Origin of the sequence: Streptomyces sp. NPDC059957 (assembly GCF_042730015.1) — a bacterium.
Lineage (GTDB): Bacteria > Actinomycetota > Actinomycetes > Streptomycetales > Streptomycetaceae > Streptomyces.
Genome location: NZ_JBHWMB010000017.1, coordinates 1 through 20,936 on the forward strand (window position 1 = coordinate 1; position 20,936 = coordinate 20,936).

The 20,936-nt window shown below is 73.0% G+C and carries 16 protein-coding genes; 3 read left to right on the forward strand and 13 right to left on the reverse strand.

Going from position 1 to position 20,936, the window contains the following annotated elements; translation table 11 throughout:
• Positions 1 to 91: 91 nt before the first annotated feature.
• The 12 genes from ACFWBW_RS13875 to ACFWBW_RS13930 form a co-directional block, all read right to left on the reverse strand.
• Complete coding sequence (locus ACFWBW_RS13875; RefSeq protein WP_385371703.1) at positions 92 to 634, reverse strand: NADPH-dependent FMN reductase; 543 nt, start codon at positions 632 to 634, stop codon at positions 92 to 94.
• 43 nt (positions 635 to 677) lie between these two features.
• Positions 678 to 1,496: a phosphate ABC transporter ATP-binding protein gene (locus ACFWBW_RS13880; RefSeq protein ID WP_385371706.1), complete on the reverse strand. Its 819-nt coding sequence runs from the start codon at positions 1,494 to 1,496 to the stop codon at positions 678 to 680.
• A gap of 11 nt (positions 1,497 to 1,507) precedes the next feature.
• Positions 1,508 to 2,407: a sortase gene (locus tag ACFWBW_RS13885; protein WP_385371709.1), complete on the reverse strand. Its 900-nt coding sequence runs from the start codon at positions 2,405 to 2,407 to the stop codon at positions 1,508 to 1,510.
• Between the two features lie 107 nt (positions 2,408 to 2,514).
• Positions 2,515 to 4,509: a WxL protein peptidoglycan domain-containing protein gene (locus ACFWBW_RS13890; RefSeq protein ID WP_385371712.1), complete on the reverse strand. Its 1,995-nt coding sequence runs from the start codon at positions 4,507 to 4,509 to the stop codon at positions 2,515 to 2,517.
• A 243-nt stretch (positions 4,510 to 4,752) separates the two neighbouring features.
• Positions 4,753 to 6,327 (reverse strand): Ig-like domain repeat protein, encoded by a 1,575-nt coding sequence (locus ACFWBW_RS13895; protein WP_385371716.1) that lies wholly within the window; start codon positions 6,325 to 6,327, stop codon positions 4,753 to 4,755.
• 50 nt (positions 6,328 to 6,377) lie between these two features.
• Positions 6,378 to 7,373 carry a hypothetical protein gene (locus ACFWBW_RS13900; protein ID WP_385371719.1) on the reverse strand — a complete coding sequence of 332 codons (996 nt, stop codon included), beginning with the start codon at positions 7,371 to 7,373 and terminating at the stop codon, positions 6,378 to 6,380.
• 145 nt (positions 7,374 to 7,518) lie between these two features.
• Entirely contained in the window at positions 7,519 to 10,233 is a 2,715-nt protein-coding gene (locus ACFWBW_RS13905) for a hypothetical protein (protein ID WP_385371722.1), read from the reverse strand.
• Positions 10,233 to 12,026: a phosphate ABC transporter substrate-binding protein PstS gene (pstS, locus tag ACFWBW_RS13910; RefSeq protein WP_385371725.1), complete on the reverse strand. Its 1,794-nt coding sequence runs from the start codon at positions 12,024 to 12,026 to the stop codon at positions 10,233 to 10,235. The genes ACFWBW_RS13905 and pstS overlap by 1 nt, the downstream gene beginning before the upstream one ends.
• A gap of 69 nt (positions 12,027 to 12,095) precedes the next feature.
• A complete protein-coding gene (gene pstA / locus ACFWBW_RS13915; protein WP_385371728.1) occupies positions 12,096 to 13,430 on the reverse strand; it encodes a phosphate ABC transporter permease PstA in 1,335 nt (444 codons plus the stop codon).
• Entirely contained in the window at positions 13,427 to 14,449 is a 1,023-nt protein-coding gene (gene pstC / locus ACFWBW_RS13920) for a phosphate ABC transporter permease subunit PstC (protein WP_385371731.1), read from the reverse strand. The genes pstA and pstC overlap by 4 nt, the downstream gene beginning before the upstream one ends.
• On the reverse strand, positions 14,446 to 15,012 hold the full coding sequence (locus ACFWBW_RS13925; protein ID WP_385371734.1) for a hypothetical protein: 567 nt from the start codon (positions 15,010 to 15,012) through the stop codon (positions 14,446 to 14,448). The genes pstC and ACFWBW_RS13925 overlap by 4 nt, the downstream gene beginning before the upstream one ends.
• 692 nt (positions 15,013 to 15,704) lie before the next feature.
• Entirely contained in the window at positions 15,705 to 16,175 is a 471-nt protein-coding gene (locus ACFWBW_RS13930) for a DUF2000 family protein (protein ID WP_385371737.1), read from the reverse strand.
• Between ACFWBW_RS13930 and ACFWBW_RS13935 the strand changes: the two genes are divergently transcribed.
• The 3 genes from ACFWBW_RS13935 to ACFWBW_RS13945 all read left to right on the forward strand — a co-directional run bounded on the left by ACFWBW_RS13935 (position 16,174) and on the right by ACFWBW_RS13945 (position 20,028).
• The gene (locus ACFWBW_RS13935; protein ID WP_385371740.1) at positions 16,174 to 17,067 is read left to right on the forward strand and encodes a helix-turn-helix domain-containing protein; all 894 of its coding nucleotides are present in this window, start codon (positions 16,174 to 16,176) and stop codon (positions 17,065 to 17,067) included. The two genes, ACFWBW_RS13930 and ACFWBW_RS13935, sit on opposite strands and share 2 nt — an antisense overlap.
• A gap of 291 nt (positions 17,068 to 17,358) precedes the next feature.
• A complete protein-coding gene (locus tag ACFWBW_RS13940) occupies positions 17,359 to 19,347 on the forward strand; it encodes a discoidin domain-containing protein (protein ID WP_385371978.1) in 1,989 nt (662 codons plus the stop codon).
• Positions 19,348 to 19,428: 81 nt separating this feature from the next.
• A complete protein-coding gene (locus ACFWBW_RS13945) occupies positions 19,429 to 20,028 on the forward strand; it encodes a TetR/AcrR family transcriptional regulator (protein ID WP_385371743.1) in 600 nt (199 codons plus the stop codon).
• A gap of 7 nt (positions 20,029 to 20,035) precedes the next feature.
• Here the strand turns inward: ACFWBW_RS13945 and ACFWBW_RS13950 are convergent, their stop codons facing one another.
• The gene (locus ACFWBW_RS13950) at positions 20,036 to 20,920 is read right to left on the reverse strand and encodes a formylglycine-generating enzyme family protein (protein WP_385371746.1); all 885 of its coding nucleotides are present in this window, start codon (positions 20,918 to 20,920) and stop codon (positions 20,036 to 20,038) included.
• Positions 20,921 to 20,936 lie beyond the last annotated feature (16 nt).

Here is a 20,936-nt window from a genome sequence, read left to right on the forward strand (position 1 = left end):
CGGCTCGTACTGGACGTACTTCCGTGGTCCGACAACGCGGCGAGGTGCCGTGCCGGGCGCCGTGACCCGGTGAACCTTTCCGGCCACAGCACTAGCCCTCGTCCGCCAGCAGGGCGAGGGTCCGGGTGAGTTGGGTGCGTACGGTTTCGTCGGCGATGGTTCCGTCCGCGCCGATCGTTCTGCGGTCCACGGGGATCCGTACGCACGCCGCGTCCCGGATGTCGGCCCCGGTGTAGCCGAGGACCGTCCGCAGGGTGGCCTCCGCGCCCTGGCCGCGGCCCGGGGCCGCCGCGTTCACCCAGGCGACGGGCTTGTCGCAGATCTCGGTGCCGCCGACCGTCCAGTCGAGCAGGTTCTTGAAGGAACCCGGCAGGGTGCCGGCGTACTCCGGGGTGCAGATCAGGATCCCCGCCGCCTGCGCGATCGCCGCGCGCAGCACGGCCACGGGACCCGGCAGCGGGTCGGCGTCCTCGTCGGGGTTGAAGTGCGGGAGGTCCGCCAGCCCTTCGTAGAAGACCGTCCGCAGCCGGGAAGGGGCCGCCGCTTGCGCGGTGCGCAGGACGGTCTCGTTGGAGGAGCCGGCCCGCAGGCTGCCCGACAGCAAGAGGATCACGGGCATCGCAGGTGTGGGCATGTGCCTCAATGTACTGATCCGCGGCGGCGCGGAGCCGCCGGGGTCAGCCGAAGCGGCCCTGGACGTAGTCCGAGGTGCGCGGGTCGGCGGGGGTGGAGAACATGGCCGCCGTGGGTCCGTGTTCCACGATCCGGCCGGGCGTGCCCTGTTCCGCGAGGAAGAAGGCGCACTGGTCGGAGACCCGGGCCGCCTGCTGCATGTTGTGCGTGACGATCACGATGGTGACCTCGTCGGCCAGCTCGCGGACGGTCTCCTCGATGCGGCGCGTGGAGGTGGGGTCCAGGGCCGAGCAGGGTTCGTCCATCAGCAGGATCCGCGGCCGGACCGCGAGGGAGCGCGCGATGCACAGGCGCTGCTGCTGGCCTCCGGAGAGCGCGCCGCCCGGCTGGCGGAGCCGGTCCTGGACCTCCTTCCACAGCCCGGCCTTGGTCAGGCACTCCTCCACGAGCGCGTCCTTCTCGGACCCCGAGGCGCGGATGCCCGTCAGCTTGAGGCCCGCGGTGACGTTGTCGTAGACCGACATCGCCGGGAAGGGGTTCGGCTTCTGGAAGACCATGCCGATCCGGCGGCGGGCGTCGGTGAGGCGGCGGCCGCGGGCGTAGACGTCCTCGCCGTCGAGCAGGACCTCGCCGGCCAGCTCGGCGCCCGGGATCAGCTCGTGCATCCGGTTCAGGATCCGCAGGAAGGTGGACTTTCCGCAGCCCGAGGGGCCGATCAGGGCCGTGACCTGGCCGCCGGGCATCGTCAGGGAGACCCTGCCCAGGACCTTGCGGCCGCCGAACCACGCCGAGATGTCGCGGGCGTCGAGGGTGGACGCGCCGGTGGCGGGGAGCGCGGGGAGGGGGATCGTCTGGGTGGTCATCACGGCCTCGTTCACAGGAGGTTGGGCAGGAGGAGGGCGGCCTGGTCGGCGACCGCCAGACCGAGGGCCGCCAGTACGGGGAAGCCGACCAGCCAGGTGTGCGCGCGGCCCCAGCGGATCCTTGCCCAGGCCAGGGCCGCCGCGGCGAGCAGCAGCGCCTGGGCCCACAGGACGAGCGGGAACCAGGCCGAGGTCTGGCTCCCGAGCGGGGCCTCGTCCGCGGCCAGCCGCCCCGGGGTGCGCCCGCCGGACTGCTGTACGGGCGTGGTGAGTTCGGCGTCCACGTGGACCACGCCGTCCGGCATGTACGGGGTCCCGTCCGCGGTCATGAGCGTGAGCAGGGCCGCGTCCCCGGTCGGCCGGGCCGGCTGCGGGTCGCCCGCGCGGCGGACGCCCAGCACCTTGTACGTGTGCTCGCCCTGGCCGGTGACGACCCGGAAGGTTTCCCCGCGGGCCAGGTCCCCGATGTGGGCGAAGGGGCCGCCGTAGCCCGCCTGGCGGCCCATGAGGATGCTCGTGCCGGGCTGGCCGGGCAGGACCGTGTCGCGCCGGTGGCCGGGCCCGGAGGCCAGCACCCCGGAGGTGGTCGCCTCACGGACCACTTCGCGCAGCCCGATCTGCGGGATCTCCAGCAGGGCGACGGGGGTGCCGGGCTCGGTGGGCCCCAGTGGCGCGGTGGCGTTGGCGAGCTGTTCCCGCAGCTGTGCGTACCCCACCCGGCGGTCCCGCTCGTGCCGGAGGTGTCCGAGGGGGCCCACTTCCGCGACGAAGCCGAGGAGCAGGGCGCCCAGGATGGCCAGGGCCGCGCCGGTGGCCCACAGGCCGGGTGCGCCCGTACGCCCCGCCGGGGCCTCGGGGGCTCCGGCGGGGTCGGGGCGCACGTCCACCGGCGGGGTGGAGGTGGCTGTCATCGTGTCTACTCCGAATGCGGATGCGGATGCGGATGCGGATGCGGATGCGGATGCTGCGGGGGCGCGGGGACGCGGGGGTGCGGGGGCAGCCGATACGGCAGCGGCGGTCAGTTGCCCGAGAAGGTCAGCAGGCCGCGGCGGCGGGCCCACCAGACGAACGCGCCGCCGGTGACGACGAGGCCCGCGCTCAGCAGGCCGAGCGTGGTGGCGTTGGCGCCGGTGTTGGCCAGGCCTCCGCCGGGACCCCCGGAACCGCCGGAGGCTCCGCCCGAGACGTTGGTGGAGACGCCCACGCTGCCGCCGCTCGTGGTCGTGCCCGTGGAGGCGGACACGGACGGGGACGGGGACGGGGAGGCCGTCTCCGACGGAGCGGGGGTCGGGGACGCCGACTCCGAGGGGGTCGGCGTCGGGGTGGGCGTCCCGGTCGGGGTGGGGGTCGGCGTGGGCGTCGCGGTGGGGGTCGGGGTGGGCGACGGCGTGGGGGTGGGCGTCGGGTTCCCCGTCCCCGGGTCCGTCGTCTGGTACTCGGTGTTGGAGGTGAACCACATGGAGGCCGCGAACTCCCCGTAGGTCTCCGTGCCGAAGGCCTTGCGGCACACGACCGTCAGGTCGTAGCGGCCCTCCAGGGTGGTGAAGCCGGCCTGGCTCGCGTAGTCCCGCATGGTCATCGTCAGCGGGATGCTGATGCCGCCCGACTCCGCCGGGGGGTACGTGGTGATGGGCGAGTTGCCGACCACGTTGAGGCCCTCGGCGGGGAAGCCCTTGCCGGCCACCTTCATCAGGATGTGCGTGGAGGGCTCCGGGCAGGCGGCCGACGTGGTCACGTCGACGCTGCTGCCGTCGTTGCCGGTGGCCGGGTTGATCTTCGCCGGGCCGGCCGCGGCGGCGGCCTGGGCCGTCGTCGGTACGGTCAGGGCCAGCCCCACGAGGGCGGCGGCGGCCGCGGTCGCGGCGCCTGCCGCGGAACGCCGGCTGAGGCGGGTGAACTGCACGATGGACTCCTTCTTGGCGTTCTGGCGTTCGTTCGTCTCTGTGGTGGCGCGCCGGCGGGCCGACACGGCGGCCGCGGCCCGGGCCAGGCGCCTGCGGCGCCGGACCCACAGCCCACCCCCGGTGATCACGAGGACCAGCGCGAGCAGCGCCCACGGGACGGTCCACAGCGACACCGACCGGGTCAGCGAGGGGAGTTCGGGGTCCACGCCGTCGCGGGCGGCGACCGGCTGGACGGAGACCACGGCGGAGGACCGCAGCACCTGGGCCACCCCGTCCGCCTTGGCGGTGATCGTCAGCGAGGTGCCGGGCAGCAGGTCGCCGAGGTCCTTCACGCCGTCCGCGGTGACGGAGGTGCCGAACAGCCCGTTGACGCGTACGGCCTGCCGGGCGCCGAGCCGCACGTTGCCGGTGTTGCTCAGGGTGTAGGTGACGGTCGCCGAGCCCTCCGAGAAGGGGTTCGCGGAACCTTCGTACGAGGCGGTGACCTGCTGGACCTCCAGGCGCGGGGTGAGGGTCCCGGCGGCGCGTACGTAGACGCGGGCGCCGACCCGCTGGTCGAGCTTGACCTTGTTGCCCCGGGCGTCCGTGGCTCCGGCTGCGAGCGAGGCGACGATGCCGCCGGTGTGGTCCCCGGGGGTGACCTCGCGGGGGACGGTGACGGTGAAGGGCACGATGACGTTGCCCTTGGCCGGGACGGTCACCTTGTCCTTCTCCAGCTTGATCCAGCTGCCCGCGTCCTTCGGGGCCTGGCCGGCCGGGAGCAGGTCGAAGCCGCCGTCGGCGGTGTTGACCGCGTCGCTCGCGTAGACGGCGAGGGTGAGCGGTTCCTCGCCGTAGTTCCAGATGGCGATCTGGTCGCGCGTCGTGGCTCCGCCGGTGACCCCGTAGGAGAAGTGGGGCCGGGCGTCGGGCCCCTTCGGCCCGGCGGGCTGCACGCCGAAGGTGGACTTGCGGTCCTCCCCGGGAGCGGCCGGAGCCGAGGCCGCGGCCTGGGCCGGCGCCACGAGGACCAGCGCGAGGAGCGCGAGCAGGAGGGCGAGGAGCGGGGCGGCCGCGGCCGGCGGGCCGGGGCGGCGGCCGCGCCGGGCGGCGGGGACGGTGGGTTTCATGGCTCGGGCGTCCGATCCGGAGAAGGAGTGCGGTGGGTCCAGGCGTCAGGGGCGGGGGGGGGGGGGGCGAGGGGGAAGGGGGGGCGCTCCTACTCCGAGCCCCCCTCCCCACCCACAAGAGGGGGGCGTGGGGGGGGGGGGAGGCACCCCTCTCAACCCCGGGGGGGGGGAGGGGGGGGGGGGGGGGGGGGGGGGGGTGGGGGGGAGGAGGGGTCCCCCCCCGGCCCGGAGCTCATGCCTGGATCAGATGGCGGTGAGCGTGAGGGTGGCGGAGTACGTGCCGGCGACCGTGGAGGTCGGGACGTTCAGCGCCAGGTCGGCGGTGACGTGCGCGGTGCCGAGACCGGTGCCGTTGGCGAGCGTGCGGGCGGACTTGAGGCCCGCCGTGCCCGAGTCGCCGGTGGTCACGCCGTTGGCGGCGGGGACGGCGGAACCGGCCGTCACCGTCTGCGCGGGCGCCTTGTCGACGAGCTTCGGGGTCCAGCCCAGGTTCTGGCCGTTGATGGCGTGGGTGGCACCGTCGGAGAAGTCGGTGACCTGGCCGCTGACGGTCCAGCCCGGGTTGCCGGCGCGGGTGTCGGTGAGGGTGACCGGGTTGATGGAGCCGGCCGTGGTCAGCAGGTCCCCGTCGGAGTTGAGCACCGGCGAGGGCAGCGTGACCTGCGGGTTGGCGACGCTGATGGCCAGCGCGCCCGAGTTGACGGTGGTGGTGATCGTCTCGGAGGCGGACACGCCGGCGAAGGCGCCCACCACGTACGGGATCGCGCCCGAGTCGGAGCCCAGGAAGGCGCCCGCGTTGGCCGGGACGAACACGGCGGTGAAGGAGTGGTCGCCCACCGGGAGGCTGCTGGTGTTCAGCACCGCGGTGCCGTTCGCCACCGGGACCGTGCCCAGGGTGACGGTGGAGCCGGCGACGGTGTCGGTGAACTTCACCGCGCCCGCCGCGCCCGCGGGGGTGACCGTACCGGTCAGGGTCACCGGGCTGAACTGCGGCGCGGTGCCGGCCGGGGAGACGGCCAGGGCGGTCGTGGTGGTCGTGGCCGGGACGGCCGTGACCACGTAGGAGACGGCGGAGGAGGCCGAGCCGTTGTACGAGGCGCTCGCCGGCGTGAAGACGGCCGTCAGGCTGTGCGTACCGGCGGTCAGGTTGGACGTGGTGAGCGCCGCGGTGCCGTTGTTCACGGTGACCGGGGTGCCCAGGTCGGCCGCGCCGTCCTTGAACTGGACGGTGCCGCCGGCGCCGGACGGGGTGACGCCCGCGGTCAGGGTGACCGGGGTGCCCGCCTGCGCGGGGCCGGCCGGGGAGAGCGCGAGCGAGGTGACGGTGTCGGTCTTCACCGCCGGGTCGGTGTTCTGGTAGGTCGTGTTCGAGGTGAACCAGATCGCGCCGGTGTAGTCGCCGAGGCTGGTGCCGTTGAAGGCGGTCCGGCAGATCACGGTGAAGTCGTACTTGCCCTGCAGGGTGGTGAAGCCCGCCTGGCTGGCGTAGTCCCGCATGGTGGAGGTCAGCGGGATGACCATGCCGCCGTTGGCGGCGGTCGGGTAGGTCGCGATGGGCGAGTTGCCGACCACGTTCAGACCCTCGGCCGGGAAGCCGGAGCCCGCCACCGTGACCAGCACGTTGGTGGCGCCCGCCGGGCAGGCGGCCGAGGTGGTGAACGCGATGCCGGACGTGTCCGCGCCGGTCGCCGGGTTGGTCTCGAGGGTTCCGATCGGGGCGGCGTACGCGGCGCTCGCCCCGGCCAGACCCGCCGCGAATGCGGCGGTCACGGCGGCGACCCCCAGGGCCATGGTCCGCAGAACTCTGTTCTTCAGCACAACGTCTCCAGAATGTGAAGCTCGGGCGGTGATCAGGGTCACGGGGAGGGTCACGGGGTCTGCTTGGTGGTGTCGCCACAGTTCGGGCTGGTGGCGAAGCCGTAGGTGTTGATCACCGAGGTCTGCTTGCAGATCTCGGAGTTGGGGCCGACGAAGACGGTGCTCCACGGAGCCGTGGCCACCTTGTTGGTCGGGATCACGTTGTAGACGTCGCGCTTCACGCCGAACCCGCTGTTGAGGACCGTGGGCGCCGTGCCGTCGACCGTGCCGAGGATGGCGCGGCCGCGCAGGTCGGCGATCGTCTGCGAGGACTGCGACTGGTACTGGGCGATGGAGAACGGCACGATCGACTTGTCGTCGAGGAGGCGGCCGTCGTGCTCCTGCACCGGGGTGGTGCCCTTCTTGTCCTTGATGCAGGGGTAGATGCCGGCGACCACGTCGGCGTCCGTGATCCCCATCTGGGACTCCCAGAAGCTGCGGGTGCCCGAGCCGGCCTGCGGCAGGTAGACCGTCATCGCGTAATTGGGGCCGGTGCCCACGTAGTTCGGGTCGCAGTGGTAGATCGCCTTCAGATCGGCCAGCGACAGCTTGCGCGGGATCGCCGAACCGGGGGTGATGGCGTAGCTGACGCCGTCGACCGCGAAGGGCACGTAGGTCAGGCCCGGAGCCGCCGCCGCGAGGTTCAGCGAGGAGGAACGGGCGAAGTCCAGACAGCCGTTGCTCGCCTGGAGGGAGGTGAGCAGCGCGGAGCGGCCGGCGCCCGAGCCGTTCGGGCGGGCGATGGTGCAGTTCGCGTTGACCGCCGGGTCCTTGGTGGTGATGTTGGCGGAGCCGGTGGAGTCGTAGGAGCCGATGACCTTCTGGCCGCCCACGGTGATGGTCGCGGCCAGGCCGTTCATGACGTCCTGGGTGGTGTCGGAGCCGACGCCGGAGAGCTGGCGGTACGGCGGCGGGCCCGACGGGTCGGCGGCGGCGAGGCCGGCTCCGGCGATGGTGGCCGCGAGAGCGAAGGCCGAGACGCCGAAGACGATCTTCTTCTTGTTCACTTGGGATGACCCCTCAGCTAGGCTGCGCCCGGGTGGTGCCCGGCGCGCGTGGGATGAAGTTCCGTTGGCGCGGATTGGTCAGACGGTTGTCGCCGGGCACCACCTCCTTTCGTCGTGCGGAGCCGGGACGGGATGCGGGCTCCGGTCAGTCCCGGTCCGGCGGGCTCCAGTCCCGCGGGCCCGCCTTCTTGTGGGTCGCCCAGTCCGCCGGCAGGTCCGCGGACCCGCCGGACGTCACGGCCGCTCCCCCCGCCGCGCCGCGCAGCGACCGCAGCCACGGCACGGCCCTGGGCAGGAAGCGCGGGAGCACCGGTCCCGCGAAGGCCGCGAGCGCCCCGACCACGAGGCAGATCAGCAGGACGTTGCGGATGGCTCCGACCACCCAGTCCGGGGTGGTCCCGGTCGCCTGGGCCGCCGGGGCGCCCGAGGTGCCGGTGGCCCCCGCGCCGCCCGTGGCCGCCGCGGCGGCGCTCGGTGAGGCCGTGGTGGGCGCGGGCACGGCCGCTCCGCCCGCGGCGGAGCCCGCGGCCGAGGCCCCGGAGGCGGAGCTCCCCGTACCGCCCGCGCCGGAATCCGAGGGGGCCGGCGCGCCGCCCGAACCGGACCCCGTGCCGCCCGCGGTGCCCGGGGCCGGGCTGCTCGGTGCCGGGGGCTCCGGCGACGGCGTCGGCTTCTTGCCCGCCTCGGTGCTCACCCGCTGCGCCGCCGCCCGGGTCTGGGCGCGCAGGGCGTCCGGCAGCGGGGCGTAGCCGTGCGGCAGGCTGCCCGCGGACACGCCGGGGGTCTGCCCCTGGCCGGCCGCGTAGGCCAGCATGGCGCCGTAGTCCGTGCCCTCCGCCTCCGTGAGGTCGGCGGGCACGGTGGCGGCGTACGTGAGGACGGTGAGCGGGTACGCCGCCGGGTCCGCTGCCGCCGGGTCGGGGGAACTGACCCCGTCGGCCCCGGCCTTGCGTGCGTTCGCGGCGGCGATCAGGGCGGCCGGCTCCGGGGCGACGAACTTGCCTCCCGCGTTGAGGAGTTCGGCGCGCACCAGGCCGTACCGGTCGGCGGTCGCGGTGTCGGTGACGGCGAGCACGGCGCGCGAGCCGGCGAGCTGCGGCGGGTCCTTCTTGTACGCGGGCGGGGTGGCCGTGGCGTCCCAGGAGGTACGGGCCAGGGTGTCGCCGCGGCTCGCGGCGCGCGCGGCGGCGTGCATGTCGGTGGCGTAGGGGTGCTTGTCCTGGATGCAGAGCGGGGACTCCGGGTGCCCCGGGAAGGGCTGGCAGTACGGGTCGCTCTTGGGGAAGGTGTCCAACGGCAGGGCCAGGCCCCGGTAGTTCGGGTTCACGGCCATGCCGGCGTACGAGGCGTCGCCGTGCGCGCCCGTGTTGTCGGGCGTGCCGTCGAGGAACTCCCGCGCGGCCGGGTCCCGGCCCACCCACTCCCACAGTTGCCGGGTGGTGTCGGCGAGCGGCTGCGGGACCAGGGCGTCACCGAGCCTGCCCGGGAAGTCCAGTCCCGCGTAGTCGGGGTTGTGGTGCATGAACTCCGGGTCGTGTCCCAGGTTCACCGGGTTCTTCTCGGTGCTCTCGGCGAAGCGCGAGTTGCCGTCCTGGTAGGACTCGGTCAGCAGCTTCGCCACGAGTCTCGGGGTGAGCCGCAGGCTGCCGAGCCGGACCCCGTTGCGGGCCCTGACCTCGTCGGGGGCCGAGAATCCGGCCTGGCTCTCGATGAAGAAGCCGATGGTGATGCCGGAGAGGGCCACGGGCGCGTAGACGGGCTTGCGCTCGGGGTCGGCGGGCGCCGGCCGGCCGAGGAAGACCAGTCCGGGCGTGCCGGAGAGCAGTTTGACGCGGGCCGTCTCGTCGGGGACCTGGGCGTAGCCGTAGATGGCCTTGCCGCCGGTCTGGCAGAGGGCGGGCTGCCAGCGGGTGACGGCCTCGGCGGCCATCTCGCTGCCGATGGTGCCGCGTTCCTCGGCGCCGATCGGGCAGTAGCTGCCCAGGGGTTCGAAGCCGAGCGGGACGACGATGCGCTGCTTCCAGTTGGCCGGGCTGAGCGGGGAGGACTGGAGCTGCCCGCTGGACTGCGCGGTGTGCGGGCTGCCGTCGACCTCCTTCTCGCCGCGCGGCACGATCACCAGCCAGCAGCCGCGTCCGGCCACCGCGACCCGGGAGGGTGCGGCGACGGCGGAGCCGCAGCCGAGGCCGGGGGCCTCGACGGCGGTCTGGGTCTCGAACCAGACCTCGCCGGCGCCGCGGGCGTTGGTGCGGGCGTAGGGAACCTCGTTGGTGCTGTTGACGTCGTAGAACTCGTTCCAGTTGCCCGGGCTGACCGGGTCCCCGCCCACCGTGCGGAAGGGGGCGTAGGAGATCCCGCTCGGGGTGGGGGGCGGCAGCGGCTCGTTCTCCGCGTCCTGGAGGTTGGCTCCGTAGTTGAGCTGGCGGGTGTTGGTGTAGGCCCCGGCCTGGTTGCCCGTGCCGAGGGCGGAGGAGCCGCCGAACTGGCACTGGTCGGTGGCGGGCCCGGTGGGCTCGTCGCCCCAGCACTGCATGATCTGCAGGTAGTTGGCGCTGTAGGCGGTGTCGGAGACCGTGGGCTTGCCGCCGGTCCAGGAGATCTTGACGACCTGGCCGACGAGGTTGCGGGTCTGGCCGACCGTCACCTTGAGGTCGGCGAAGTCGCCGGCCCCGGACACGGTGACCTCGGAACCCTCCCCGCCCGCCGCGTACGCGGCCTGCGGGCCGAGGCCCGCGGGCCCGGAGGTGGCGACCACGGGCAGCAGCGCCAGGCAGAGCGAGCCGAAGAGCAGCCGGATCCGGCACTTGCGCAACGGGGTCCGCAACGGAGTCCGCATCAGGGTGCGAAGCGGTGTGCGCATTAGGACCCGCCTCCCGTGCCGCCGCGCCGCGCCAGGCGCCGGGTGAGCAGCGGCGGGGCGACCGTGACGGCCAGCAGGAGCAGGGCGCCGAGCACCATCAGGACGGTCTGCAGGGTCCCGCCGATGCCGGTCGAGGTGGTGACGGGGATCCCGAACAGGTCGGCCGCGCCCGCCGCGAGGGGCTGTCCGGTCACCGGGTCCACTGCCCCGCCGTCCGCGCCGCCGCTGCCCGCGGCCTCACCCGTACCGCCGGTGGCGGCCGCGGCGCCGCTCCCGCCGTCGGCTCCGCCCGTACCGCCCGAGGCCGTGCCCGCGGAGCCGCCCGTGGCTCCGCCGGAGCCCGTGCCGCCCGTGGCGGCGCCGCCTGTGGCACCACCCGTACCACCGCCGGAGGCCGCGGCGCCGCCGGAGGCCGCCGCGCCGCCGCCACCGGAACTGCCGGTCTGGGTCGGGGCCTTGTTGCCTCCCGTGCCGGTCTCGCACTGGGTGGGGCCCTGCTTGTCGCAGGCGGGGGGCATCGGGGCGGTCTCGGCCAGGGTGTTCCTGCCGTCGGACGAGAAGGTGGGGTTGCGGCAGTTCTTGATGTCGATGTTCGCCACGGTCACGCCGGGGATGCGGCGGACCTGCTCCAGTCCGGCCTGGACGAGGTTGATGGGGAGCGGCGAGTAGCCGAGCCGGTCGACGGAGCGCTGGCCCTCGCAGAGGAAGTAGTAGGCGAAGGCGCCGAGCGCCTTGCCCTTCTGCGGGTTGAAGTTCGATTCCTGCGCCGTCGGGATGATCATGTAGCTGTAGCTGGAGAGCGGGTAGGTGCGCTGGTCGTCCCCCGCGTAGACGCCTTCCAGCTTCTGGGTGAGGTCGACGGGGTCGATCTGCGCCTTGCCGAGCGATACGGCGACGTTCTGGGCGGTGGGCTCGGTGTAGTAGCCCGACTTGTTGAGGATCTTGGCGACCGGGAAGCCCGTGGTGGAGACCGCGTAGGAGTACTCCACGTACGTGATCGTGCCGATGTTGCCCTCTTGGGCCACGTAGCCGGAGACCCCGTTGGAGCCGGACTGGCCGACGAACCCGCGGCCCGCGACGGTGGGGAAGTTGGAGGTCTGACCGCAGGGGGTGGAGCGGCCGGCCTTGCTGCAGTAGGCGTCCCACAGCGCCCCGTGCTGCGTGCTCATCCACTTCGTCAGCTGGGCCGTCGTGCCCGAGCCGTCGGAGCGGACGACGGGGACGATCTTGCGGGCGGGGAGGGAGGCGGCGAGGCCCGGGTTGTCGGCCTTGATCGCCGGGTCGTTCCACGTGGTGATCACGCCGGTGAAGATCTTGGCCACGTTCTCGCCGGAGAGGCGGAGGTTGGTGACCCGGCGGTTGCCGATCTTGAGGTTGTACATGAAGGCCGTACCGCCCGAGACGATCGGCATGTAGCCGAACTTCCTTGCGGGCGGCGGGTCGACGACCCCCGAGTCCTTGATCCCGTAGGGGATCTCGGAGACCGCGAAGTCGACGGTGCCGTTGCGGAACTGGTTGCGGCCGTCGGACGATCCCGTACCGCTGTAGTTGACCGTCATGCCGTACTGCTTGACGTTGGCCCGCCACTGGTCGAGGGCGTTCTGGCTCCAGGTGGAACCCGCGCCGGAGACCGGTACGTAGCTCTCGGCGGCGGCGGGCGCCACGCCGGGTAGGACGGCGGCCAGCGCCGCGAGGACCAGCGCGAGTCCGCGGACGAGCAGGCGTCCGCGCGGGGCGGGTGCGCGGTCGCCCGAAGGGGCACGCACGGGGTATGCCGGGGGTCGTCCGGGCATGGGGAACTCTCCTGATCGGTCACGGATCGTACGAATGGACGCGGCGCGGGCCGCGAGGAGCGGGGCGGGCTACGCCCGGGGCGGAGGCACCGTCTTCCACCCCTGTGGCTGCGGCCCCCCGGCTTCCTCTTCGGTCAGGGCGAGGTCCCGCTCGGCTGCCCGGGCCCGCATCCGCTCCAGGTCACGGGCCGACGCGAGAACCCGGCGGTGCTGGGCCCCGCGGCTGAGCTGACCCGGGGCCTTGCCGCCGATGAGACGGGCGATCACGAAGAGCAGCAGCACCAGCGCCATCAGCAGGGCGGCGCAGCCGAACCCCCGGGCGATCATGGATTTCTCCGGGGACTGCACCAGGCTGAAGACCGCGAGCGGAAGCGAGAGTTGCGGCCCCTCGAAGGGGTTGACGTTGAGTCCGTTGGCAATGCCGGAGGTGAGCAGCACCGGGGAGGTCTCCCCGACGCCGCGGGCGGTGCCCAGGATGACGGCGGTGGTCAGTCCGGAGCGGGACGTGGGCAGGACCACCGTCCACACGGTGCGCCACTGTCCGGCGCCCAGGGCGTAGGAGGCCTCCTTCAGCGAGCCCGGCACCAGCCGGATCACCACGTCGGAGGCCCTGATGACGATCGGCAGCATCATCACGGACAGCGCGAGGGCCGCGGCGAAGCCGGACTTGTCGAAGTGCAGGATCAGGATCCAGGTCGCGTAGACGAACAGGCCGGCCACGATCGAGGGCAGCGCGGTCATGGCTTCGACGATGGTGCGGACGAACCGCGCGTAGCGGCCCGGGACTTCGTTGAGGAACACCGCGCAGGCCAGTCCCAGCGGCACGGTCACGGCCAGCGCGATGCCGATCTGCTGCAGGGTGCCGACGATGGCGTGCAGCGCCCCGCCCTGGGTCAGCGGCTCCAGCGGACCGGTGGCCGCCATGTCCTCGGTGAAGAAGTTGAGGTGGGCCAGGGCGTCCCAGCCGCGCATGAGCACGTAGCCGACGACGAACACCAGGGCCCCCATCAGCAGGGCGGCGACGCTGTGTACGAGGGCCTGCGCGAGGCGGGCCCGCACGGTGGCGGAGGGTTCGTCGAGGGACACGAGGACGGCGTAGAGGGCCATGAAGGCCAGGTAGAGGACGACGGTGAAGCCGAGGGGGGCGTTGAAGGGCAGCAGCCGGCCGAAGAGCAGGGCGGTCACGGCGAGCGCGGAGACGGCCGCGCCCGCCATGGCCAGGACGTCGCGGAGGTGCAGGGTCGCGGTGTTGCGCCGGTGTTCGGGCGGGGTGCCGGCGCCGTCGTGCACCACGGGCGGACGGACGGTGGCGGCGCCGGGCGCCTCCGGGGTTCCCGGAGCACCCGGAGTTCCCGCAGCGTCGGCAGCACCCGGGCCGTGCGGCCTGTGCGTGAGGGCGGTCATGCGTCGGCCCCCGCTCCGGAGCGGCTGCGGGCCACGACCGAGGAGGCGATGAAGTTGACCACCAGGGTCATCAGGAAGAGGGTGAGGCCGGCCGCCATCAGGGCGGACATCCCCAGGGGGCTGGCCGAGCCGTAGCGCAGGGCGATCAGGGCGGACACGGAGATGGCGCCGTTCTCGAGGATGTGCGGCTGGATGACGAAGACCGGGGAGATGATCAGGAAGACGGCGATGGTCTCCCCCAGCGCGCGGCCGAGCCCGAGCATGGTGCCGCCGATGATCCCGCCCCGGCCGAAGGGCAGGACGACGGAGCGGATGACGCCCCACTGGGTGGCGCCGAGCGCGAAGGCACCCTCGCGTTCGCCGGGCGGCGCCTGGGCGAAGGCCTCGCGCATCACCGAGCAGGCGATCGGCGTGACCATCAGGGCGACGACCATCCCGGCGATGAAGGTGGAGGAGGTGTAGAAGGTGTTCGGGCTGAGCGGATCGCCCGGGTCGTCCCCGTTGACCGCGAAGGGCGGGAACCAGCCCAGGTAGGTGGTGAGCCAGCGGGACAGGCCGACCACGTGCGGCTGGAACAGGAACAGCCCCCACAGCCCGTAGACCACGCTGGGCACCGCGGCCATCAGGTCGACCAGGCTGATCAGGGTCTGCTTGATCCGGCGCGGCGCGTACTCGGTGATGTACAGGGCGGTGCCCATGGCCAGCGGGAGCGCGAAGAGGATCGCGACACCGCCGACGAGCAGGGTTCCGACCAGGACGGCCGCCACACCGAAGTTGTGGGAGTCGGGTTCCCAGGCGGAGGTGGTGAGGAAGGCCCAGCCGGCATCGTCCAGGGCGAGCATCGCCCGGCCGCCGAGGAAGACGCCGACCAGGGTCATGACGAGCAGGACGGCGGCGCCGGCGGTACGGGCCGAGCCGCGGAAGATCCGGTCGGCCGGATCGCCGCTCCTGGCGAGGGCGCGCGGGGTGACGTGCGCGTCCTCGGGGGCGGCCGGAGGGATCACCGTGGTCGTGGTCACCGCGGGCCTCCCCCGCGCAGGGCCAGCCCCTGGGCTTCCCCGGCACCGGGCAGCCGCAGACCGCGCAGCCGCCGGGTGTGGGTGACGCCGGAGGCCACCTGCGCCTCGACGGAGGCGGACAGGAACAGCTGGAGGCTGTGGCGGCATTCGCGCTGGCGGCGGAAGGTACGGACGGCCACGGCCACGCACTGCCCGTCGAGGACGAGCTGCCAGGTCCAGGCGCCGATGCCGGAGCCAGGGGCGGTGCCGGAACCAGGGCCTATGCCGGAACCAGGGCCGATGCCGGAACCAGGGCCCATGCCGGAGCTCGAGCCGGACGTGGCGCCGGCTCCGGAGCCGGACACGGCACCGCCGGCGGCACCGGAGCCGCCCGGGACCGCATCCCCCACCCCGCGGGAACCCGCACCGGCCACCGCGCCCGTGGACATCGCCACGATCGGGACGGCCTCGGCGATCCGTTCCCGGAGCCGTTCGACGGCCGCACCGCAGGCGCCCAGGGCGCGGTACACGGAAGGACTGCGGCCGAGTTCATGATTGTTGGAGCCGACCAGGCGCCAGGTCACGGCGTCGGGCCCGCCTCCACGGCTCCCGCCGCGTCCGCCGTCCCCCCACCCGCCGTGCGGTCCCCCCGCCGTCGGCGCAGGCGCCTGACGTCTTTCTACGTCCACCCAGGACACGAACAGAAAACGTGGCTGAGACATCGGACCGCCCCCCTTCCCACAAGCCGTGCGTGGCTGGAAAACGGCCACCCACCCATGGCCGCGGGCATGACAATCCACGGGGCGTAGGGCTCTGGGGCACACGGATCGGTGAAGCAGAAACGGAGAACACGTGAACGCGCAGCGGAGGCGCGTTTCGCCTGCGGCGACCGGAACTTGGCGGGAAGCGGGGCTACGGGAGGCCTCCGCCGGGACCCGCGACCCCGATTCCGACCCGGCGGCGGCCGGACCCCGCAACCGCCCGGCCGGAAGGACCAGCAGGGGCCGCCCCGCGCGGGGAGCGCCCCTCGGGCCCGGCGAACCGGCTCGGCTCACCGCGACCAATTGGCCGAAACGCCACCCGACGCGCAACGCCCCGACACCCACTCGGCGGGCCCTGCCAGCCGCCCGGCCCGTCACCGCGGCCGGCCTGACCGGCACCCGCCCGCCTGACCGGCAACACCCGGCCGGCCCTTCACCCCGGCGGACCCGTCACCCCGTCAGCCCCTCAGCCCCTCAGCCCCTCAGCCCCTCAGCTCCGACAACCCGCGGCTCCGTCAGCCGTGCATGCGGGCTCCCTTGAGCACCTTGTCCACGGAGTTGCGCGCCCCGTGGACGGCGATCCCGACCAGGTCGAGCTGCTCCCTGCCCACCGCCGCCACGGCCGCCCGGTTGGCCCGGTCGTGGCCCGTCCCGAACAGGTCCGAGGTGAACACCGCCGTCGACAGCCCGCGCCGCACCGCCCGCTCGTGCGCCGCCGTCACGGTCTCCTTCCCGCCCTCGAAGACCAGTACGGGCTGACGGAACATCGGCAGGTAGGGGGTCCCGTCGGCGTCCTCGTACGGCTCGCCGACCACCTCGGGGGAGGCCGTGCCGAGCCCGCTGACGAGGAACGCGGTGACGTTCAGCCGCTGCCACGTCTCCAGGTCGTCGCGCAGCAGCACCGCGATCTTGGTGTCGAACCGCACGGGCACGTCCCGCTCGCCCGCCGGTTCCATGGTCGCCCCGCTCTTCGTCTCGTCGCTCATGCCCCGAGACTGCCGGGCGTCCCCGCGCGCGGTCTTGTACGTTCTTTGCGTGCAGCCCAAGCAGGAGGTTTCGGCTTGGCGTCCGCGGGTCGCGGGTGTCGTCGAGGTCTTCCACGCCCGCTTCACCGCGCACGCGTACCCCATGCACGTCCACGACGCGTGGACCCTGCTGATCGTCGACGACGGCGCCGTCCGCTACGACCTCGACCGCCACCGGCGCGGCACCCCGGGCGACACCGTGAGCCTGCTCCCGCCGCAGGTACCGCACAACGGCTCCGCCGCGACCCCCGACGGGTTCCGCAAGCGCGTCGTCTACCTCGACACCACCGTGCTGGACGCGCGCTTCATCGGCGCCGCCGTGGACGGTCCCGACCTCGCCGACCCCGTACTGCGCCGCCGCGTCGGGCAGCTCCACCGGGTTCTGGCCGCCCCCGGCGACGAGTTCGAGGCGGAGAGCCGGCTGGCCCTGATCGGCGAACGGCTGCGGACCCTGCTCCGGCCGCGCCTCGATCTCCCGCACGCCCAGGCCCCGTCACCCGGCCCCGGACTCGCCCGGAACCTGCGCGAGCTCCTCGACGCGCGGGCGGCCGACGGCCTGTCCCTGGAAGAGGCGGCCGGTCTGCTCCAGGCCCATCCCGCCCACCTGGTGCGCGCGTTCAGCGCCGCCTTCGGCATCGCCCCGCACCAGTACCTCGTCTCGCGCCGGGTCTCCCTGGCCCGCCGCCTGCTCCTCGACGGCCGCCCGGCCGCCGAGGTGGCCGCCGAGGCGGGCTTCTACGACCAGTCGCACTTCACCCGGCACTTCAAGCGTGCCGTCGGCACCACCCCGGGGCGCTACGCCCGATCCTCCGGGCCCCGATCCTCCGGGCCCCGATCCTCCGCATCCCACTGACGGCGACCCTACGGACGAGTAGGGTGACGATCCATCAGGTCATGTGACCCGGACTCTTGACTCTGTACCCGGCAGTAGCGATTCTCGACCCAATGCTTGCGCGGGACATGACAAACAGGTGCCAGGGCGGCCACGCCTCGGGTGGACCGTGTCCTCGACCGCGCCCTCCGCCGACCGAGGACGTGAGTAGTGGCCCTGACCCGAGAACCACGAAGGCAACAACCGGGGCCCCGCCCCCATCGCCGGCGCAAGCCGCTCGCGATCCTGACCCTGCTCCTCGGCCTGATCGCCATGGCCCTGGGCCCCGTACCGGGAGCGGCGGCCGACAACGGCTGGTGGAACCCCACCGCACGGCCCGCGCCCGACTCCCAGATCAACGTGACCGGCGAGCCCTTCAAGGGCACCGACGCCCAGGGCAACGTCCGCGGCTTCGTCGACGCGCACGACCACATCATGTCCAACGAGGGCTTCGGCGGCCGCCTGATCTGCGGAAAGCCCTTCTCCGACGCCGGCATCGCCGACGCGCTCAAGGACTGTCCCGAGCACTACCCGGACGGCAGCCTCGCGATCTTCGACTTCATCACCAAGGGCGGCGACGGCAAGCACGACCCCGACGGCTGGCCCACCTTCAAGGACTGGCCCGCCCACGACTCGCTGACCCACCAGCAGAACTACTACGCCTGGATCGAGCGCGCCTGGCGCGGCGGCCAGCGCGTCCTCGTCAACGACCTCGTCACCAACGGGGTGATCTGCTCGGTCTACTTCTTCAAGGACCGCGGCTGCGACGAGATGACCGCCATCCGCCTGGAGGCGAAGAAGACCTACGACATGCAGGCGTACGTCGACAAGATGTACGGCGGCGCCGGCAAGGGCTGGTTCCGCATCGTCACCGACTCCGCGCAGGCCCGCGAGGTGATCAAGCAGGGCAAGCTGGCCGTGGTCCTCGGCGTCGAGACCTCCGAGCCCTTCGGCTGCAAGCAGATCCTGGACATCGCCCAGTGCAGCAGGCAGGACATCGACCGCGGCCTCGACGAGCTGTACAACCTCGGCGTGCGCAGCATGTTCCTGTGCCACAAGTTCGACAACGCCCTGTGCGGGGTCCGCTTCGACGAGGGCGCGCTGGGAACGGCCATCAACGTCGGGCAGTTCCTCTCGACCGGCACCTTCTGGAAGACGGAAGCGTGCAAGGGGCCGCAGCACGACAACCCCATCGGCCTGGCCCCGGCGGCATCCGCCGAGAAGCAGCTGCCGGCGGGCGTGAGCGTGCCCTCGTACGCCTCGGGCGCCCAGTGCAACACCCGCGGCCTCACCGACCTCGGTGACTACGCGGTGCGCGGCATGATGAAACGCAAGATGATGCTCGAACTCGACCACATGAGCGTGAAGGCGGCCGGCCAGGCCTTCGACATCCTCGAAACCGAGTCGTACCCGGGCGTGATCTCCTCGCACAGCTGGATGGACCTGGGCTGGACCGAGCGGCTCTACAAGCTCGGCGGTTTCGCCGCCGCGTACATGGGCGGCTCCGAGGGCTTCAGCGCCGAGGCCAAGCGGACCGACGCGCTGCGCGAGAAGTACAACGTCGGCTACGGCTACGGCACCGACATGAACGGCGTCGGCGGCTGGCCCGGCCCGCGCGGGGCGAACACGCCGAACCCGGTCACGTACCCCTTCCGCAGCACCGACGGCGGCTCCGTCATCGACAAGGTGACCACAGGCCAGCGCACGTGGGACCTCAACACCGACGGCGCCTCGCACTACGGCCTGGTGCCCGACTGGATCGAGGACATCCGGCTCACCGGCGGACAGGGCGTCGTGGACGACCTGTTCAAGGGCGCCGAGTCCTACCTGCGCACCTGGGGCAACTCCGAGCAGCACAAGGCCGGCGTGAACCTCGCGTCGGGCGCGGCCGCCTCGGCGAGCTCCGCCGAGTGGAACCCGTTCACCAGCTACGCGCCCGGCAGGGCCGTGGACGGCGACCGGGGCAGCCGCTGGGCGAGCGACTGGAACGACGACCAGTGGGTGCAGATCGACCTGGGCTCCCCGTCCCTGGTCAAGCGGGTCACGCTCGAATGGGAGCGCGCGTACGGGAGGTCGTACCGCATCGAGCTCTCCCCGGACGGCACGAACTGGCAGACGGCCTGGTCCACGGCGAGCGGTGACGGCGGCCTGGACACGGCCCAGTTCTCGGGGGTCCCGGCCCGGTACGTACGCGTCCACGGAGCGGGACGCGGTACCCAGTGGGGTTACTCCCTGTACGAAGTCGGCGTATACAGCAGCTGACGGCGCCCTGCGGGGTGTCCGGGGCCGGTGCGCCCGCGGACACCCCGCTCGGGGCGCACCGGAGCGAAGGGGAACCCGTACATGGCACGGATGCCGTTGACCGACCGGCGCAGGCAGCTGACGGAGGCGGCGATCCGCGCGATGACCCGCGACGGGGTGTCCAGGACCACGACCCGGTCCATCGCGGCCGAGGCGGGCGTCTCCCTGAGCGTCTTCCACTACTGCTTCGACTCCAAGCAGGCGCTCCTGGAGTCGGTCATCGAGACCATCACCGCGCACTACGTCACCCTCGTGAAGGCCGCGATCGTGCCGAGGCCGACGCTCCACGAGACCATCCGGGCCGGCTTCCAGGCGTACTGGGACCACGTGGTGGCCAGTCCCGGCGCGCACATGCTCACCTACGAGCTCACCCAGTACGCGCTGCGCCAGCCGGAGTTCGGGCACCTGGCGCGCAAGCAGTACGAGTCGTACTGCGATACGTACACCGAGCTGCTCGAAGAGCTCCGGCGGATCACGCCGTTCGAGCTGAGCGTGCCGGTGGCCGTGCTGGCCCGCTATCTGGCGGCCATGACGGACGGCGTGACCCTGAACTTCCTGGTCCTCGGCGACGAGAAGGCCGCAGCCGAGATCCTGGACATGGTCACCGATCACGTGGCCGGACTCGTGGTCCGGTCGAACTGACTGACCCTCAGGCAGCCACCCGGAAGCCGATGTTGGACGTGGAGCTATCGGGGGTGTTGGAGCTGCGGGCCGCGACCCGGTAGCGGTTGCAGTACGAGTCGTGGCAGAGGAAGGAACCGCCGCGCATGGCGCGGGAGGGGTGGCCCGGGGCGAACGGGTCGGAGCACCACTCCCAGACGTTGCCCACCGTGTTGTACAGGCCGTGGCCGTTGGGGCGGTAGGACTTCACGGGGACGGTGCCGATGTGGGGGCCGGTGTGCACGGTGGGGAAGTCGCCCTGCCAGATCTTCATCATCGTCCGTCCGCCCGGGGCGAGTTCGTCGCCCCAGGGGTAGCGGCGCTGCTCCAGGCCGCCGCGGGCCGCGTACTCCCACTCGGCCTCGGTGGGCAGTCTGGTCCCGGACCAGGCGCAGTAGGCCGTCGCGTCGTTCCACGAGACGTGCACGACGGGGTGGTTCTGCCGGGAGGCGATGGAGGAGCCGGGCCCCTCGGGCCGCTTCCAGCTCGCCCCGGACACCGCCCGCCACCACGGGACCCCTTCCACGGCCGGTGCGGTGTCGGCGAGTTCCGCCGCGAGCAGGCCGGCGAAAACGAAGGAGAAACCGAAGTCCTCGGCTTCCGTGACGTGTCCGGTGGCCTTGACGAAGGTGGCGTACTGGGCGTTCGTCACCGTGGTCGGTGCGATCCGGAAGGGGGCCACCGCCGCCTCCCTGACGGGCCCCTCCCCGTCGGCCGGGAACCCGTCCGCGTCGTCGGTGCCCATGAGGAAGCGCCCGCCGGGCAGGTCGAGCAGACCGCGGACGGCCCGGGGCGCGGCGACGACCGGCGCGGCGAGCAGGGTCAGGGCCCCGGCCGGGGAGTCGTGGCCCGGGGTGCAGCAGGAGGAGGACATGCGGGGCTCCGGTGGA

Excerpts from the sequence above, each read along its gene's own strand:
- ACFWBW_RS13875 (WP_385371703.1), bottom strand. The coding sequence starts at position 634 with ATGCCCACACCTGCGATGCCCGTGATCCTCTTGCTGTCGGGCAGCCTG.
- ACFWBW_RS13880 (WP_385371706.1), bottom strand. The coding sequence starts at position 1,496 with ATGACCACCCAGACGATCCCCCTCCCCGCGCTCCCCGCCACCGGCGCG.
- ACFWBW_RS13885 (WP_385371709.1), bottom strand. The coding sequence starts at position 2,407 with ATGACAGCCACCTCCACCCCGCCGGTGGACGTGCGCCCCGACCCCGCC.
- ACFWBW_RS13890 (WP_385371712.1), bottom strand. The coding sequence starts at position 4,509 with ATGAAACCCACCGTCCCCGCCGCCCGGCGCGGCCGCCGCCCCGGCCCG.
- ACFWBW_RS13905 (WP_385371722.1), bottom strand. The coding sequence starts at position 10,233 with ATGCGCACACCGCTTCGCACCCTGATGCGGACTCCGTTGCGGACCCCG.
- pstS (WP_385371725.1), bottom strand. The coding sequence starts at position 12,026 with ATGCCCGGACGACCCCCGGCATACCCCGTGCGTGCCCCTTCGGGCGAC.
- pstA (WP_385371728.1), bottom strand. The coding sequence starts at position 13,430 with ATGACCGCCCTCACGCACAGGCCGCACGGCCCGGGTGCTGCCGACGCT.
- ACFWBW_RS13935 (WP_385371740.1), top strand. The coding sequence starts at position 16,174 with ATGCCCCGAGACTGCCGGGCGTCCCCGCGCGCGGTCTTGTACGTTCTT.
- ACFWBW_RS13930 (WP_385371737.1), bottom strand. The coding sequence starts at position 16,175 with ATGAGCGACGAGACGAAGAGCGGGGCGACCATGGAACCGGCGGGCGAG.
- ACFWBW_RS13940 (WP_385371978.1), top strand. The coding sequence starts at position 17,359 with ATGGCCCTGGGCCCCGTACCGGGAGCGGCGGCCGACAACGGCTGGTGG.
- ACFWBW_RS13945 (WP_385371743.1), top strand. The coding sequence starts at position 19,429 with ATGGCACGGATGCCGTTGACCGACCGGCGCAGGCAGCTGACGGAGGCG.
- ACFWBW_RS13950 (WP_385371746.1), bottom strand. The coding sequence starts at position 20,920 with ATGTCCTCCTCCTGCTGCACCCCGGGCCACGACTCCCCGGCCGGGGCC.